We start from the raw sequence: 14,535 nt of genomic DNA on the forward strand, positions 1-14,535 counted from the left end.
GTCATGTCCTGTTCAAGTGGTACTCGGCAATCACCACAGCAAGGATCAGCAGCGAGCCTTTTGCAAGCAATTGATAGAAGGTTGGCACCGACGTCAGTATCATTCCGTTGTTGAGCACGCCAATGATGGCGACGCCGAGCAGCGCGCCGACGATCGTTCCCTTGCCGCCCTGCAACGCGCAGCCGCCCAGCACGGCGGCGGTAATGGCCTCGAGCTCCAGGCCCTGCGATCCCGACACGGGCTGGCCCGAACCGGTGCGGGCGGCGAGCAGTATCCCGGCCAGCCCGGCGGCAACGCCGCTCATGATGTAGATGCCGACGCGGTAGCGATTGATGTTGATGCCGGAGAAGCGGGCGACAACCGGATTGCCGCCGAGCGCATAGATGCTGCGGCCGACGATCGAGCGCGCCAGGAAGAGGTGGAACACGATCGCGGTCAGCACGAGAATCCAGATCAGCAGCGGCAGGCCGAGGATGCGTCCGATGCCGATGAACCGGAACGTGTCGCTGAAGATGGCGATCGACTGGCCATCGGACATGATGAAGGCGATGCCGCGGAAAATCGCCATGGTGCCGAGCGTGGCAATGACCGCGTTGACGCGCCCGTAGGTGATGATGATGCCGTTGACGAGACCGGCAAGACCGCCAAGCACCAGGCCGGCAACGATGCCGGCCGCCGGCGACCCGGTCGCCTCGATGGCCATTGCCGTCGAGACGGTGGTCAGGCCGACAGTGGCGCCGACGGCGATATCGAGGCCGCCGGCGACAATGACCACGGTCTGGCTCATCGCCAGCACGCCAAGGATGGTGATGCCGAGACCGATGTTGAGCAGGTTTCGGCTGGAAAAGAACACATCGCCGCGCAGCGAACCGAAGATGACGACGAGAATGGCGAGCGCGACCAGCAGGCTGATGTTGTGAACGCCGAGGCGCTCCACAAGGCGCGCGGAAGCGCCCCTGGCGTCGGTCTGCGCTTTCGCGGCGCGAAGCTCGAGGCTGTTCATTGGACGTGGTCTCCGGGCGCAGATGTGGATTGCGGCATGGCGTGTTTGAGGATCGTCGCCTCGTCTATGTCGGGGCGGGACAATTCGGCGGTGATGCGGCCTCCCGCCATTACCAGAACCCTGTCGGCGAGGCCGATCAGTTCCGGCATTTCCGAGGAAATCAGGATGATGCCAATGCCGCTTGCGGCGAGTTCATCGATCAGCCGATAGATTTCCGCCTTGGCGCCGATGTCGATGCCGCGCGTCGGTTCGTCGAGGATAAGCAGCATCGGCTGCCGGGCAAGCCAGCGCGCCAGAACGACTTTCTGCTGGTTGCCGCCCGACAGTTTCGAAACCTGCTCGTCGAGGTTGGGAGCCTTGATCGACATTTTCGCTGCCAGCGGCGAGACGATCTCCAAGGCCTTGCGCCGGTTGAAAAAGCCGAAGCTCGACGTCTTGTCGGGCACGCAAAGTGCTGCGTTGTCGAGAATGCTGCGAAACAAAAGCAAGGCCTCGTGCTTGCGGTCTTCCGGGGCAAAGCCGATGCCGGCGACGATCGCGGCGTGCGGACTGTTGGGGAGAACGGGCACGCCGTTCATGGCTATGGTTCCAGCGAGGCGCCGGTCATAGCCGACGATCGCCTTTGCCAGTTCGGAGCGGCCCGCGCCCATGAGGCCGGCGATGCCTAGCACTTCACCGCGACGAACCCTGAGGCTGACATCGCTGACCCGGTCGGTGGTCAAGCCCGCCACATCAAGCAATTGTTCGCCCGACCGCCACGTCTCGCGGGTGAACAGATCGGCAATGTCGCGGCCGACCATGAGCTTGGCTATGCCCTGTTCGCTGGCGCCCGCCGCCGGGGAATTATCGACCAGCCTGCCATCGCGCAAAACGACGATGCGGTCGGCCAATTCGATGATCTCGTTCAGCCGGTGCGAGATGTAGACGATCGACGTGCCCTCCTCGCGCAGCCGGCGGATGACGGAAAACAAACGGCGCGCTTCGTCGTCGGTCAGTGACGAGGTCGGCTCGTCGAAGGCGATCAGCCGGCCGCCTGCACGGATGGCGCGCATGATCTCGATCATCTGGCGTTGCGCCGGACCGAGCGTGCTGCACAGTTGCCGCGGCCGCATGTCCTGCTGCATGCCAAAGGTCGCAAGCACGCGGTCGGTCTGCTCCTCGAGCTTGCGCCAGTCGAGCAGGACGCCCGCCAGCCGCGGCAATTCACCGACGAAAATATTCTCGGCCACCGTCAGGTTCGGCACGATTTCCGGCTCCTGATGGATGACGCGTATGCCGACCCGGTGGCTGTCGCGCGGTTCGCCGAAGACGATCGGCGTTGATCCGTGCAGCACAGTGCCGCTATCCGGAGCGAATACGCCTTCGAGAATGCGCATCATCGTTGATTTGCCGGCGCCGTTCTCGCCGACCAGAGCGAGCACCTCGCCTGGCCGGAAGGCGATCGAGACGTCGTCGAGCGCCTGCACGACGCCGAAGCGCTTCGATACCCTGTCGAGCGAGAAGAAATCCGATTGCGTCAAAGCTCACTCCCGAGGATCGATAAATGCAACCGGGGGAGCGTCACGCGCCTTGGCGGCGCATGACGCATGTCCGGTTTACTTGCAGAGCTTGGCCTTGTAGTCCGAGGCAAAATTGTCGGCGGTGATGTATTCCGGGTCGGTGAAGGATTGCACCGGCAGCTTTGTTCCATCCTTGATCGAGGCCAGCAGGATCTTCACCGCCAGCGCGCCGTGATTGGCAGAATTCAGCCACATCGTACCACGGAATGCCGAGGGCTTGCCCGATCCGAAGGCATCGCAGGCGCGGCTGCCGTCAATGCCGATGCCCATGCCCTGGTCCGGGCTGTAGCCGGCGTTTTCCAATGCCCGCGCCCCACCCAGCACGCCATCGTCATTGCAGGAATAGAAGATCCAGTTGGTGACGCTGGGATTGGCGGTCAGTGTGGTGGTCATGACATCGATGGAATTGACCATCGTGTTGTCATAGGGGACGCGGACGATGTTTGCCGGTTTGAAGTCGGGCACCGCCTTCAGGAACGCTTCCTCGGCGCCCTTGTTGCGCTGCATGCAGGTGTCGGCCTTGCGGTCCTCGATCGAGGCGATGCGTACCTCCTTGCCGGCCCAGCCGTCGGCCTTGTAGAGCTTGGCCAGCTCTTCGCCGACGCGCGCGCCGATATTGTAGGCATTCATGCCGACATAGGGGACCTGGGTGCCGTCCTGGTAGTAGATGTCGTCGTCGACCGCCACCAAAGGAATTTTCGCCGCCTTGGCCTTCTCGGCGATGACCGGTCCCAGCGCCTTGTCGGGAACGACGATGGCGATGCCCTTGACGCCGTCGCCGACCATCGTGTCGAAGGTGGTGATGGTCAGATTGGCGTCGAACTGGACGTCCTGCGACACGAAGCTGGCGCCGGCCGCCTCGGCCGCTTTCTTGGCGCCGCCGACTTCGGCGACGAACCATGGATGGTCGCCCATCTTGTTGATGTAGCCGATCTTGATGTCGTCGGCGCTTGCCGCACCAGCCATCAGTCCGGCAGCCAATATCGCCAATGTCGCCAATGCCTTGGTTGTGGTTTTCATGGTGGATCCTCCCTGCTTGGTGATTGTCAGTCGTGGTAGAGAACCGAGCGTCCACCATCGATGGTGATCGTCTCGGCATTGATGAACGGGGCTTCGTCGGAAGCGAGGAAAACCGCCGTCATGGCAACTTCGTCCGGCCGGCCAATGCGCTTGGGCGGATGAAGGTCGTAGGCCCGCCGCTTCTCCTCGGCGGGGTCTGGAAATGTGTTCCAGTAGGCTTCGGCGATCGGCGTCTCGACATAGCCGGGGGCGATCGCGTTGACGCGAATGCCGCGCGCCGCATATTCGATGGCGAGCGAGCGGGTCAGGCCGACAAGCGCATGCTTGGCGACCGGATAAGGGAATGTGTGGGGAATGATCTTGAAGGCGTGGCAGCTCGCTATGTTAACGATCGACCCCGAGCCGTTCGCCAGCATCGTCGGCAGAACCGCCTTGGCGCAGAACCATGCGGCCTGCAGGTCGAGCCTGAGGCAGCGGTCCCATTCCTCATCCGGCATCGACAAGGGTTCGTAAAAGACGTTGGCGCCGGCATTGTTGACGAGGACGTCGACGCCGCCATAGGCCGCGATCGTCTTCGCCACCATGTCGGCGACCGCCGATGCGTCGGTGACATCGGTTTCGACAAAAAGCGCGTCGGCGCCCTCGGCACGCAATGCGTCGGCGATTGCCTTGCCGGTTGCCGCATTCAGTTCGGCGATGACCGTCTTTGCCCCCTGCATGGCGAAGGCCCAAGCGGTAGCGGCGCCAATGCCCTGCCCGGCGCCGGTGACGATTGCGATCTTTCCCTGAAGCCTGCCTGTCATGGCGCTCACCAATCGACCACGGTTCCGTCGGGCATGACGGCGTTGCGGGCATGCAGCACTTCCTGCTTGAACGGGTGGCGCGCGATGACGTCCTCGTTGACGGTGACGCCAAGGCCCGGCAGTTCGGGAACGTCCCAGCGGCCGGGTTTGCGCTGAATCGGCCAGGTGACGACGTCGTCGTACCAGGCGACCGCGCCGGACATTTCCTCCTGGATGATGACGTTTGGCGTCGAGATGCCGAAGTGAAGGGCTGCGACGCCGGCGATCGGGCCGAGCGGGTTGTGCGGCGCCAGCCCGATGCCCGCGGTTTCGGCCAGAGCCGCGATCTTCTTGGTCTCGAGCAGGCCGCCGGTGTGGCAGATATCGGGCTGGGCGATGTTGAAGGCGCGCGCCGCGATCGAGTGGGTGAATTCGCGACGGCCGATCAGCCGCTCGCCGGAGGCGATCGGTATTGCGGACCGCGCGGTGATATGCGCCAGGCCGGCGACATCTTCGGGCGGCACCGGCTCTTCGGCGAACATGATGCGGGCTGGCTCGATGGCCCTCAAATAGTCCATCGCCGCATTGACGGAGGCCGGGCGGCCGTGAAAATCGACCATGATGTCGATATCGGGACCGACGGCCTCGCGCAGCGCGCCAACCATGTTGGCAACGGAGTCCACCGCCTTCGCCGGCGAGACATAGTGGGTGTAGGGGATGCAGACGACCTTGACCGCGTCATAGCCGGCCTGCGTGACGATGCGTCCGCGTTCGACGATCGTGTCCGCGGATCCGCTCTCATAGACCGCCTTCATGTCGCCAAGGCCGAGATGCGTGTAGGTGCGCAGATGGTCGCGAACCTGGCCGCCGAGAAGCCGCCAGACCGGGACGCCCAGCGACTTGCCCAAGATATCCCAGAGCGCGATCTCGATGCCGCTGACGGCCGACATGCCCTCGACGCCGAGACGCCAGAAACCGTGGCGGGTCAGGATCTGGTAGCACTGCTCGACATTGCGCGGATCCTGGCCGACGAGCAGCGCCTCGAGGTCCTGCAGCGCGCCGACGACGGCCCGCGTCTTCCATTCCAGCGTCGCCTCACCCCAGCCAAACAAACCGGGCTCGTCGGTTTCGACCCGAACGAAAACCCAGTTGCGCATCTCCGCATTGCAGACCAGCGCCTTGATGGCCGTAATTTTCATCGGTCCTCCCAGACATGCCGTCTTTTTTCACGACATTATGTATGATTTATTCATGTTAATATGGACAAGTCAAGGGTGAGATTGGATTTCCGGCGTGGATGTGCGGATGCCGGCGGCACGATGAAAGGCAACGAACGGTGAAGACCCGGAGGGCTGGAGGACGCTGCGCAGCAGCGGGGACCCGGCAGAGGAGACCGAAGGCCCGGGCGGGGATGCTTGGCGCCGACCCCGCAAGACTTGAGTTCTTCGCCCCCATGAAATGGGGACGGGCTCGACTTCAAATGGATTCAGAGGAACCGCCGGCRGGACAGCGCCCCCCTCTGTCCTGCCGGACATCTCCCCCACAAGGGGGGAGATTGGCTGTCATCCCCGTCTTCGCCAATCGCCTACGTTGCAGAAATGAGCAAAGCGCCGAACCTGCCGATCTCCCCCCTTGTGGGGGAGATGTCCGGCAGGACAGAGGGGGCGCGAAGGATCGCGGCCTGTGGCCTAACAGCTACCCCGCCATGGCCAGCGGCACGGCGCTTTTGTTGGGGATCTGGATGTCGATTTCCAGCGTCGACATGGTCTCGCCGCGGTCCATCGAGACCTGCAGATAGTCCTGGTCGATCTGCACATGCCGGGCAATCACCGCCATGATCTCCTCGCGCAGGATGGAGACGAGGTCGGGCTGGCTGCGGCTGCGGCGCTCATAGGCGAGCAGCACTTGCAGCCGCTCGCGCGCCACCGGCGCGCTGGAGCGCCGCTTGAAGAGGTCGAGAAGGTTCATGCCGCCCTCCTTCCCAGCAGACGGTCGAGAAAGCCCTTGCGCTCGAAGGGCACGACGACCGGCAGGTCCTCGCCTTCGAGGCGTCTCGCGGCGTCGATATAGGCTTTCGCGGCCGCATTGAGCGGATCGCTAAGCGTCACCGGCGAACCGAGGTTCGAGGCGCGCAGCACATCCTGGCTCTCGGGAATGATGCCCAAGAGCGGCGTCGACAGGATTTCCAGCACGTCGTCGATCGACAGCATTTCGCCGCGAGCCGCGCGGGCGGCATCATAACGTGTCACGAGCACATGCTTGGCGATCTGCTCGCCCCGCTCGGCCCGCAAGGTGCGGGCGTCGAGCAGGCCGATGATGCGATCGGAATCGCGCACGGAGCTGACTTCCGGGTTGGTGACGATGACCGCCTCGTCGGCAAAGCGCATGGCAAGCTGGGCGCCGCGCTCGATGCCGGCGGGGCTGTCGCAGAAGACGTAATCGAAGACGGAGCGCAGCTTGTTGATGACCTCGCCGACGCCCTCCTCGGTCAGCGCATCCTTGTCACGCGTCTGCGAGGCCGGCAGCAGGAACAGCGTGTCCACCCGCTTGTCGCGGATCAGCGCCTGCGAGAGTTTGGCCGAGCCCTGGATGACGTTGACCAGGTCGAACACCACGCGGCGCTCGGCGCCCATGATCAGGTCGAGGTTGCGCAGGCCGACGTCGAAATCGACCAGGGCCACCTTCTTGCCGGTCTTGGCGACCGCGGCACCGAGTGCGGCCGTCGAGGTCGTCTTGCCGACGCCTCCCTTGCCTGAGGTGACCACCACTACCTTGCCCATCAAACTGCCTCCATTCTTGTTCGTTAATTGCCTGATATTTTTCGTCGATTTGCCGTCAGCCGAGCATCGTTCAGCCAAGAGGCGCTATGCGCAGCATGCCATTGTCGAGAAAGGCCTGGACCGCCTTGCCGCGCACGGAAGGGTCCATCTCTTCGGCCGTGCAATACCAGCCGTCGACCGACAGCAGTTCGGCTTCGTTCTTGCGGCAGAAGATGCGCGCCGCCGCATTGCCGAGCCCGCCGGCCGAGGCGCGCCCGCGCAGCGTGCCGTAGACATGAATGGAGCCGGCGGCGACGATTTCCGAACCGGAGGCGACGGAGCCGAGCACGATGACATCGCCATGCGGATGAAAAACCAGCTGTCCCGAGCGGATCGGCGCCTTGATCATCAGCGTGGCAGGAGCCTCTTGCGGCTTGCCCTCCCCCGCCTTGCCGGTCTGTTCCGGAGCGACGGCCTTGCGACCGGGCTGCGTCAGCAGGCCGTCCGTTGTGGCCTCCTTGGCACCGATGAGCACCGGCGGCAGATTGGCCTCAAGGGCCGGATTGCCGTCGAGCTCGATGGCGTAGATGCGGATGCCGCGCTGGCCAAGCACGGCGACCAGCGAACCGATCGCTGCGACATCAGGCTTCAGCGTGTTGAGATCGAGCAGAACCGGCCGGCCCGAGAAATAGCCCGGCGAGTTGCCGATCCAGCGATCGAGGCTTTCCAGCCAGGCATCCAGCGGCGCCTCCGGCGTCAGCGTGAAGGCGACGAAGGAGCGGGCACGAAAGCGAATGGATTTGGTCTCGAGGGGGGCGGCGAAGGTCACGGACAGCGATTCCTTACTGATCGGTAAACGCTAGCCAGCCATGGTTAATGAAAGGTTAATGAAGGGGGAATTGCGTGAGCCGGAAGGCGGTTTCTGACAGCACTGGCGGGAGGGTGCGAGAGTCTGCTCAGCGCCAGAAGCGGTCATCCGCCATGTGTGCTAGAATGATCATAGCGGGCCGAAAACGGAACGTCCGCTTTCGGGTGACTGGGCTAGAAAGCGGACTGGGTCCAGGGTGTCGTGAACCGGCTTTGCCAGGTCAGCTAAGGCCTGCTCGGCAACACGTCTTTGGTCCTTCGTTGATCCGTCGTAGGGTTCGTGGCCAAGCGGAGGGTCCAGACGATGTCCAGTGCCGACTATTTGCTGTCGGACAGCGCTTCAGAGCTTGAGCGCCTGCGCCTCCAGGCGCGCGTGTGGGAGCCGGAGACAGAGGCGTGGCTCGACAGCCTTGGCCCGATGGAGGGCTGGCACTGCTTGGATCTCGGTTGTGGGGCCATGGGCATCCTTGGATCTCTGGCGCGGCGCGCTGGGGCGTCAGGGCGCATCGTAGGTGTCGACATCGATGCCATGCAGCTTCGCGCCGCCCGCGCCTTTATCGCCGAAAACAATCTGCCGAAGGTTGAGATCCTGGAAGCTGACGCCTACGCTTCTCCGCTTCCCGCCAACTCGTTTGACCTCGCGCACGTCCGTTTCCTCTTTGCGCCGGTCGGCCGGGATGCGCAGCTGATGGACGAGCTTTGGCGGTTGACGAAGCCTGGCGGCATCATTGCGATCCAGGAGCCGGACAGCGCGGCTTGGCGCTGCTACCCGCCGTCTGACGCGTGGGACCGGCTGAAGGCGGCAATTCTCGCAGCATTCCGCCGCGGCGGAGGTGATTTCGACGCAGGCAGACGTACTCACAAGATGCTGCGCGAGCGGGGAGCTGAGGACTTGCGCGTGCGCGCAGCCGTTGTTGCCCTAGCGCCCGGTCACCCGTACCTGCGGCTGCCTATCCAGTTCGCGACGTCGCTAAGGAACCGAATTCTGGACGCTGGCCTGATGACCAAATCCGAGCTGGATGAGGCGATCGTTGAATGCGAGCAAGTTGCAGGTGATCCACAAACCACGGGTCTGACATTCGTCGTCACTCAAGTGTGGGGTCGCAAGCCGGTCTGAAATCGCGCCCAAACGACACTTAGCCGCGCTCTCGCGATATCCATGAATGGCCCCTGATGTCGGCGAGCACAACGACGCCGTGCTGTTCCATCTTTGCGAAGTAGAGCGGCAAAACCACGTGGTCACCAACGATGTCTGTTTTCAGGAAACGGAGAAGTGTGATCCAGCGTCTGAAATGAGGCGCAAAGCAGCCATGCCGCCGTCGCGTGTGAGACTCTGATTTGGTGACTAGCAAAAAAGCAGCCCCTACGAGTCGTCCCTCTCATCGCGCAGATTGGACACAACGCGGCGGTTCTGCGACCTGCAGGCGGTGTCGGGGCAGTCGCGGACGAGCCTGTCCTTGCCGTAGCCCTTGGCCCACATGCGGTTGCGGTCTATGCCGCCGGCGGCGAGGTAGTCCATCACCGCATCGGCGCGCTTCTGCGACAGCGCCGTTTCGCTTGCGCCGGGATCGTCGGCGAAACCCTGCAGCTTGAGCAGCCAGCGCGGATACTTTGACAACCATGCGATCTGGGTGTCGAGGGTGGTCTTGGCGACAGAATCGAGCGCGGCCGAACCGTTCGTGAAATAGGTGCGGCGGCCCACATTGAGGATAAAATCCTCCTCGCTGCCCGGCTGCACGTTCTGGAAGCCGGCAATCTCGGCGTTGGTGACGTCGGGCGTGGGCGGGGTCAGCGTGCTGCTGGTCGAGCAGGATGCGGCCAGAACCAACAGGCCGGCGGCGAGGAGCCGGCGCGTGTTTTCAATCATGCGGTACATGATGCGCCATCATTCGACAGTGGTGGAAGCGGGCGCCTGGTCGGCGATGTGCGGCAGGACCTCCACCGCGGTGCCGATCGGGCAACGCTGGTAGAGGTCGATGATGTCTTCCGGGAACATGCGGATGCAGCCGCTGGAAGCATCGGTGCCGATGCTCCATGGCTCCAGCGTGCCATGCAGGCGGTAGCCGATGTCGGCGCCGTCGCGGTACAGATAGAGCGCGCGCGGCCCGAGCGGATTGTTGGGCGCACCGCCTGCGACCATGGGCGGCAGCTCCGGCCTGCGCTTAAGCATTTCGGGGGGCGGGACCCATTGCGGCCACAGCGCGCGGCGGTCGATCGTCGCGCGGCCGTACCATTTGAAGCCCTCCTTGCCGACGCCGACGCCGTAGCGGATGGCGGTCTTGTTTTCCATGATGAGGTAGAGGAAATGGTGGTGGGTATCGACCACGACGGTGCCGACCGACTCGCTGCTGAAATACTTGACAATCTGGCGATGCCATTTCTTGTCGATCTTGGCGAAGTTGGTCTTGCGATAGACAAAATTGTTGTCGGTGGCGGTACCGGCGAAATAGGATTTTGCCGCCGCGGCTTGAACAATATTGCCGGTTGCACCGACCGCGACCAGTGCCAGGCCGCCGGTCACGACACCCCTGCGTGATAAAACCATCGGCAATCCCCCATGCCTTTAGTCTGCGAACCATAGTTGAGAACTATTTCGCCTCAAAGTGGAAAATGCTGCAGTTAGCCGGAAGCAGTAGGTCCGCTTGTGGTGGAGGGAACAACGATAGCAGACGTTGAGCTTCCAATGTCCGAAATCGTGAGTTGGCCCGTTCCGGTCGTCGCATCCCCCTCACGGGAAAGAACCTCCCCGCACCATCGAAAGACATATGGGCGGCCGAGCGCAGATTCCCTGTCGACTTCAGCATTTCACAACGGATGCACGACCCAGCGACGCAGGCTATATTGCCTCTCGGGCCGACGTCATCGAAGGGAGGGCATGACATGCAGGCAATGCCGATAGCGCATCAAGCCGCGCAACCCGTGGTCGGGCCAATACCCTCTCGCATGTCCTCCTTGACCGGCTATCCGGCCGCCGTCCTGTGCTGGCTGCTTTCGGCTGGGGTCTATATCGCGGCCAAATGGGTGGCGCCTGAAATGCCGCCCTGGGGCCTCTGTTTCTGGCGGCTGACGCTCGCTTGCGCCATCCTGCTACCGATTGTGCACCGTCATCACGACGCAATGATCGGGCTTTTGCGAACTCGCGCCGTAGAGGTCGTCGCCGTGGGGGCGATCGGCCTCACGCTGTGCCAGGGTATGATCTACCATGGCCTCAACGACACCGACGCCACCACGGCCGGTATCATCATGGCGCTGTCGCCTGTCATGACGATGGTGCTCGCCCGTTTCGTGCTTGGCGAGCCGCTCGGACTGTGGAAATCGATTGGCGCGCTGGTTGCGCTCGCCGGGATGATTTTCATCGTTGCCCATGGGAACCTGACGGCGCTGCTGCAACTCAAGTTCAACGCCGGCGAGCTGTGGATCGTCGGCAGCGCGTTCTGCTGGGGCCTGTACACCGTGCTTTTGCGCCGTGCCAAATTCGCCATCGAACTCCTGCCGATGGTCGTGCTGCTGCTCGGCGCCGGTGCGCTGGTCGCCTTGCCTTTCCATTTGTGGGAATTGTTCAACGACGAACGCTCCGCCATGGACGTCGACAGCATTCTCGCGCTCGCCTATCTGGCAGGTCCCGGCGGCGCCTTGATGTACTATCTCTACAACAAAAGCGTGGAAACGCTCGGCGCGAGCCGGGCGAGCATGTTGCTCTATCTGCAGACGGTGTTCGTCGCCATACTCGCCTATCTGCTGCTCGGCGAGAACTTGCACGATTACGATCTGGTCGGTGCGGCCTTCATTGTCGCCGGCATCGTACTCGCCAGCGTGGTCAAACCCGGCGTGGCCAAACCACGCGTGGCGTAGAAATCTTGCGAGTGACGGCGAGGAACTGTCCTGGAGCTTGTGTAAGGAAGAGTCGCGAATGTTTGAGTCTTCAACATAGGAAAGCGGCCCCTTTGCTATGCCGCCTAATCTGGCAAGCCGGCCAGATGCCAGCCATCGACAAAGGGCTGCGCAGCGCTCGGGCTCTTGAAAGGTAAGTTCGCCACCAAATCACCGACCCTCCAATTTGGATTACCCGCGAGATAGAGCCGGGCTTCCTGCCGAGCCTCAGGCACGCGGCTGGCAAGGGCAAGCGCAGCAATCAGGTTCAGTCTTGAACCGGTCCCATATGTCTCTTCCCTGCTTAAGGTCGCAACAGCTTCTTCGTAGCGACCGGCGGCAAATTGCGCCATTCCCAGAACCCAAAGATATCCATGGTGTAGGCGGGGATTAAGACGAAGAGCCTCGGCGCAAGCTGTCAGCGCGTCTTGCGGCTCACCCAAGTAGATGTAAAGCTCTACTATCCATATGACGGCATTTGCGTTGTTTGGATTGAGTCGAATTGCGGCTTCGAGGAGCGACTTTGCTTCATCCCAGTTGCGCTCGTGTAGCTGAACGTAACCCAGAGCACAGCGAGCATCTGAATCATTGGGGTCGATTTCCACGGCTCTTTGCGCATGCATCAAAGCGTTTGCGCGATCCGGTATCTGAGGTTCCCCCCAATTGATCCAGCCAAACAACAGTGAAACCGCAAGATTGCTGTGCGCTTCGCAATAGTTTGGATCAATCGCTATGGCACGTTCCAAGGCTGTGCGCGCCTCCCCGTTAGCAGCTTTGGATAAAGTCCATTTTTCTCGCGACCTGACACAGAGATCATAGGCTTCGAGATTTGACGGCCTGGAACGGGCAGAGATATTCTTCGTACCAATCTTGCCGGAGATCGCTTCAACAACACGGTGCGTGATCTCGTCCTGAACGTCAAAGATGTCGGCGATTTCGCGGTCGAAGCGCTCAGCCCATACATGGTTGCCGCCCTCGGCCGCGTTGATCAGTTGCACATTGACGCGCAAACGCTTGACGGACCGCCTCGCGCTGCCCTCGAGAACATATTTGACGCCCAGATCGCGAGCTATCTGACGGACGTCGGCGGGCTTGCCCTTATAAGCGAAGGTGGAGTTGCGGGCGATGACGAAGAAGCCGGACACATTCGACAGATCGGTGATGATGTCCTCCGTCAGCCCGTCGGTGAAGAATTCCTGTTCGGCATCGCCACTCATATTGACGAAGGGCAGCACGGCAATCGAAGGCTTGTCGGGCAGCGCGAGCGGCTGCGAAGGCTTCTCCAGCACAAGGGGCTCAGCTGGTGCAGCGGGCTTGGCCTTGGTGGGAATCCCGACCTGCAGCGAATAAACCCGGACCGGCTCGGCGATGTTCTTGAGCTGGACCGCCCCGCGATCGTTGATCGCGATATCGAGCCTTGACTTAACCTGCCAATAGGCTTGCTCTGAAAGACAGATATTGCCAGGTTCGCAGATGCCTTCCAGGCGCGCGGCGATATTGACGCCATCGCCCATCAGGTCGCCATCGCGTTCTTGCACGACGTCGCCCAAGTGAATGCCGATCCGGAACTCGATGCGGCGATCATCCGGCACCCCGGCATTGCGCTCAAGCATGGCGTTCTGTACTTCGATCGCGCAGCGCACTGCTTCCACCACGCTGCTGAACTCGACAAGGCTCCCGTCGCCTGTGCGCTTGACGACGCGACCACGATGAACGGCGATGGTGGGGTCGATGAGATCGCTGCGCAGCGCCCGCAGCCGTGCCAAGATGCGATCTTCATCTGCGCCGGCCAGCCGGCTGTAGCCGACCACATCCGAGACCAGGATCGCTGCTATTTTGCGGGTCTCACTCATGTCGTGCTCCCTCCATCCAGTCTGGCACTACTGCCGAGCCAAAGGAAGATAGCTCCGAGCCATTGGTCGGATGGTCCGCGTAGGTTCGACTCCAGTCGTTCGAGACAAATGTCGGCGCACAACTTGCCTGTGGCCTGTCGGTTAGCGATGTCCACTTTTGGAGAATGGACGGGGCTGTAGGAATGACTGTCATAAGGCGCAAAGTTGCCGTTCGCCTCGTGGAAGACGGACGTCGACTTAGGGTCAATTGCGGCCCGTCCCAGGCCTCGACATGGCACGCCTTCGATTTGCATCCTGGCCCGCCTTCCAGCAGGTCAAGCGGCGGCCGTCGACCGGCCTCCGCTTCTCTTCAAATCACGCCGCCAGTTGCACCTCGCGAGCGGCCGCGATCATGACACTCGCAAGCAAGCCGTAGGCTGCCTCCCAGGCCTCGCGCACCTCCGGCGTGAAGGCCGGGCCGAGGCCGGCGGCCAGCGTTTCGATCAGCGCCTGCCCAACGATCGGGTAATGATGCTCCTCGACACCGTAGCCGACGTGCCGTTTGGCGAGCTCGCGCACAGTCGGCAGAATGGTTTCGGCACGATCCAGTCCATGCACGACGAAGCCGAGGGCCGTCATCAGCTTGGCGCCCTGCTTGGTCATGTCCCGCTCCGGAAACAACGCCCGAAGGCTGCCGTCGATCGCAAACAGGCGTTCATAGAACAAAGCGGCGGCAGCCGCGCGGATCGGGACCACCTCACGAAAGCTATCCTGGACGAGTTTGATCTGGTCGGGTGTCATCGGTGACGCTCCTGGGTTTCTGGTGAGGCTCGACCATCCCCC

At 62.5% G+C, this 14,535-nt stretch carries 14 protein-coding genes; 2 read left to right on the plus strand and 12 right to left on the minus strand.

Features of this window, described 5'->3' with window-relative positions; genetic code table 11:
- Window position 1: 1 nt before the first annotated feature.
- The 8 genes from AC1DXU_RS08905 to minC all read right to left on the minus strand — a co-directional run bounded on the left by AC1DXU_RS08905 (window position 2) and on the right by minC (window position 7,952).
- Window positions 2–1,003 (minus strand): ABC transporter permease, encoded by a 1,002-nt coding sequence (locus AC1DXU_RS08905; protein ID WP_477367118.1) that lies wholly within the window; start codon window positions 1,001–1,003, stop codon window positions 2–4.
- Entirely contained in the window at window positions 1,000–2,523 is a 1,524-nt protein-coding gene (locus tag AC1DXU_RS08910; RefSeq protein WP_477367121.1) for a sugar ABC transporter ATP-binding protein, read from the minus strand. The genes AC1DXU_RS08905 and AC1DXU_RS08910 overlap by 4 nt, the downstream gene beginning before the upstream one ends.
- 75 nt (window positions 2,524–2,598) lie before the next feature.
- Window positions 2,599–3,582, minus strand: coding sequence for a substrate-binding domain-containing protein (locus AC1DXU_RS08915; RefSeq protein WP_477367124.1), 984 nt, complete (start codon window positions 3,580–3,582; stop codon window positions 2,599–2,601).
- 26 nt (window positions 3,583–3,608) lie between these two features.
- On the minus strand, window positions 3,609–4,385 hold the full coding sequence (locus tag AC1DXU_RS08920; RefSeq protein ID WP_477367127.1) for an SDR family oxidoreductase: 777 nt from the start codon (window positions 4,383–4,385) through the stop codon (window positions 3,609–3,611).
- Between the two features lie 5 nt (window positions 4,386–4,390).
- The gene (gene dgoD / locus AC1DXU_RS08925) at window positions 4,391–5,563 is read right to left on the minus strand and encodes a galactonate dehydratase (RefSeq protein ID WP_477367130.1); all 1,173 of its coding nucleotides are present in this window, start codon (window positions 5,561–5,563) and stop codon (window positions 4,391–4,393) included.
- Between the two features lie 496 nt (window positions 5,564–6,059).
- Window positions 6,060–6,332, minus strand: a complete 273-nt coding sequence (gene minE / locus AC1DXU_RS08930) for a cell division topological specificity factor MinE (RefSeq protein WP_477277626.1) — start codon at window positions 6,330–6,332, stop codon at window positions 6,060–6,062.
- Window positions 6,329–7,144 (minus strand): septum site-determining protein MinD, encoded by an 816-nt coding sequence (gene minD / locus AC1DXU_RS08935; RefSeq protein WP_477367133.1) that lies wholly within the window; start codon window positions 7,142–7,144, stop codon window positions 6,329–6,331. Before minD ends, minE begins: the two co-directional genes overlap by 4 nt.
- A 70-nt stretch (window positions 7,145–7,214) precedes the next feature.
- A complete protein-coding gene (gene minC, locus AC1DXU_RS08940; protein ID WP_477319157.1) occupies window positions 7,215–7,952 on the minus strand; it encodes a septum site-determining protein MinC in 738 nt (245 codons plus the stop codon).
- 342 nt (window positions 7,953–8,294) lie between these two features.
- Here minC and AC1DXU_RS08945 point away from each other — a divergent pair, with 342 nt between their 5' ends.
- The gene (locus tag AC1DXU_RS08945; RefSeq protein ID WP_477319159.1) at window positions 8,295–9,107 is read left to right on the plus strand and encodes a class I SAM-dependent methyltransferase; all 813 of its coding nucleotides are present in this window, start codon (window positions 8,295–8,297) and stop codon (window positions 9,105–9,107) included.
- A 246-nt stretch (window positions 9,108–9,353) separates the two neighbouring features.
- Here the strand turns inward: AC1DXU_RS08945 and AC1DXU_RS08950 are convergent, their stop codons facing one another.
- Window positions 9,354–9,866, minus strand: a complete 513-nt coding sequence (locus AC1DXU_RS08950) for an OmpA family protein (RefSeq protein ID WP_477367136.1) — start codon at window positions 9,864–9,866, stop codon at window positions 9,354–9,356.
- 9 nt (window positions 9,867–9,875) lie between these two features.
- Window positions 9,876–10,535: a L,D-transpeptidase gene (locus tag AC1DXU_RS08955; protein WP_477367139.1), complete on the minus strand. Its 660-nt coding sequence runs from the start codon at window positions 10,533–10,535 to the stop codon at window positions 9,876–9,878.
- Between the two features lie 335 nt (window positions 10,536–10,870).
- Between AC1DXU_RS08955 and AC1DXU_RS08960 the strand changes: the two genes are divergently transcribed.
- Window positions 10,871–11,842, plus strand: a complete 972-nt coding sequence (locus tag AC1DXU_RS08960) for a DMT family transporter (RefSeq protein WP_477367142.1) — start codon at window positions 10,871–10,873, stop codon at window positions 11,840–11,842.
- Between the two features lie 104 nt (window positions 11,843–11,946).
- On the opposite strand, the gene AC1DXU_RS08965 is transcribed toward AC1DXU_RS08960, so the two are convergent.
- Window positions 11,947–13,713 (minus strand): adenylate/guanylate cyclase domain-containing protein, encoded by a 1,767-nt coding sequence (locus tag AC1DXU_RS08965; protein ID WP_477367144.1) that lies wholly within the window; start codon window positions 13,711–13,713, stop codon window positions 11,947–11,949.
- Window positions 13,714–14,067: 354 nt separating this feature from the next.
- On the minus strand, window positions 14,068–14,493 hold the full coding sequence (locus AC1DXU_RS08970) for a globin family protein (protein ID WP_477367147.1): 426 nt from the start codon (window positions 14,491–14,493) through the stop codon (window positions 14,068–14,070).
- Window positions 14,494–14,535: the final 42 nt, after the last annotated feature.

This window comes from Mesorhizobium sp. P3_A10 (genome assembly GCF_056403175.1).

Excerpts from the sequence above, each read along its gene's own strand:
- AC1DXU_RS08905 (WP_477367118.1), bottom strand. The coding sequence starts at position 1,003 with ATGAACAGCCTCGAGCTTCGCGCCGCGAAAGCGCAGACCGACGCCAGG.
- AC1DXU_RS08915 (WP_477367124.1), bottom strand. The coding sequence starts at position 3,582 with ATGAAAACCACAACCAAGGCATTGGCGACATTGGCGATATTGGCTGCC.
- AC1DXU_RS08920 (WP_477367127.1), bottom strand. The coding sequence starts at position 4,385 with ATGACAGGCAGGCTTCAGGGAAAGATCGCAATCGTCACCGGCGCCGGG.
- dgoD (WP_477367130.1), bottom strand. The coding sequence starts at position 5,563 with ATGAAAATTACGGCCATCAAGGCGCTGGTCTGCAATGCGGAGATGCGC.
- minE (WP_477277626.1), bottom strand. The coding sequence starts at position 6,332 with ATGAACCTTCTCGACCTCTTCAAGCGGCGCTCCAGCGCGCCGGTGGCG.
- minD (WP_477367133.1), bottom strand. The coding sequence starts at position 7,144 with ATGGGCAAGGTAGTGGTGGTCACCTCAGGCAAGGGAGGCGTCGGCAAG.
- AC1DXU_RS08945 (WP_477319159.1), top strand. The coding sequence starts at position 8,295 with ATGTCCAGTGCCGACTATTTGCTGTCGGACAGCGCTTCAGAGCTTGAG.
- AC1DXU_RS08950 (WP_477367136.1), bottom strand. The coding sequence starts at position 9,866 with ATGTACCGCATGATTGAAAACACGCGCCGGCTCCTCGCCGCCGGCCTG.
- AC1DXU_RS08955 (WP_477367139.1), bottom strand. The coding sequence starts at position 10,535 with ATGGTTTTATCACGCAGGGGTGTCGTGACCGGCGGCCTGGCACTGGTC.
- AC1DXU_RS08960 (WP_477367142.1), top strand. The coding sequence starts at position 10,871 with ATGCAGGCAATGCCGATAGCGCATCAAGCCGCGCAACCCGTGGTCGGG.
- AC1DXU_RS08965 (WP_477367144.1), bottom strand. The coding sequence starts at position 13,713 with ATGAGTGAGACCCGCAAAATAGCAGCGATCCTGGTCTCGGATGTGGTC.
- AC1DXU_RS08970 (WP_477367147.1), bottom strand. The coding sequence starts at position 14,493 with ATGACACCCGACCAGATCAAACTCGTCCAGGATAGCTTTCGTGAGGTG.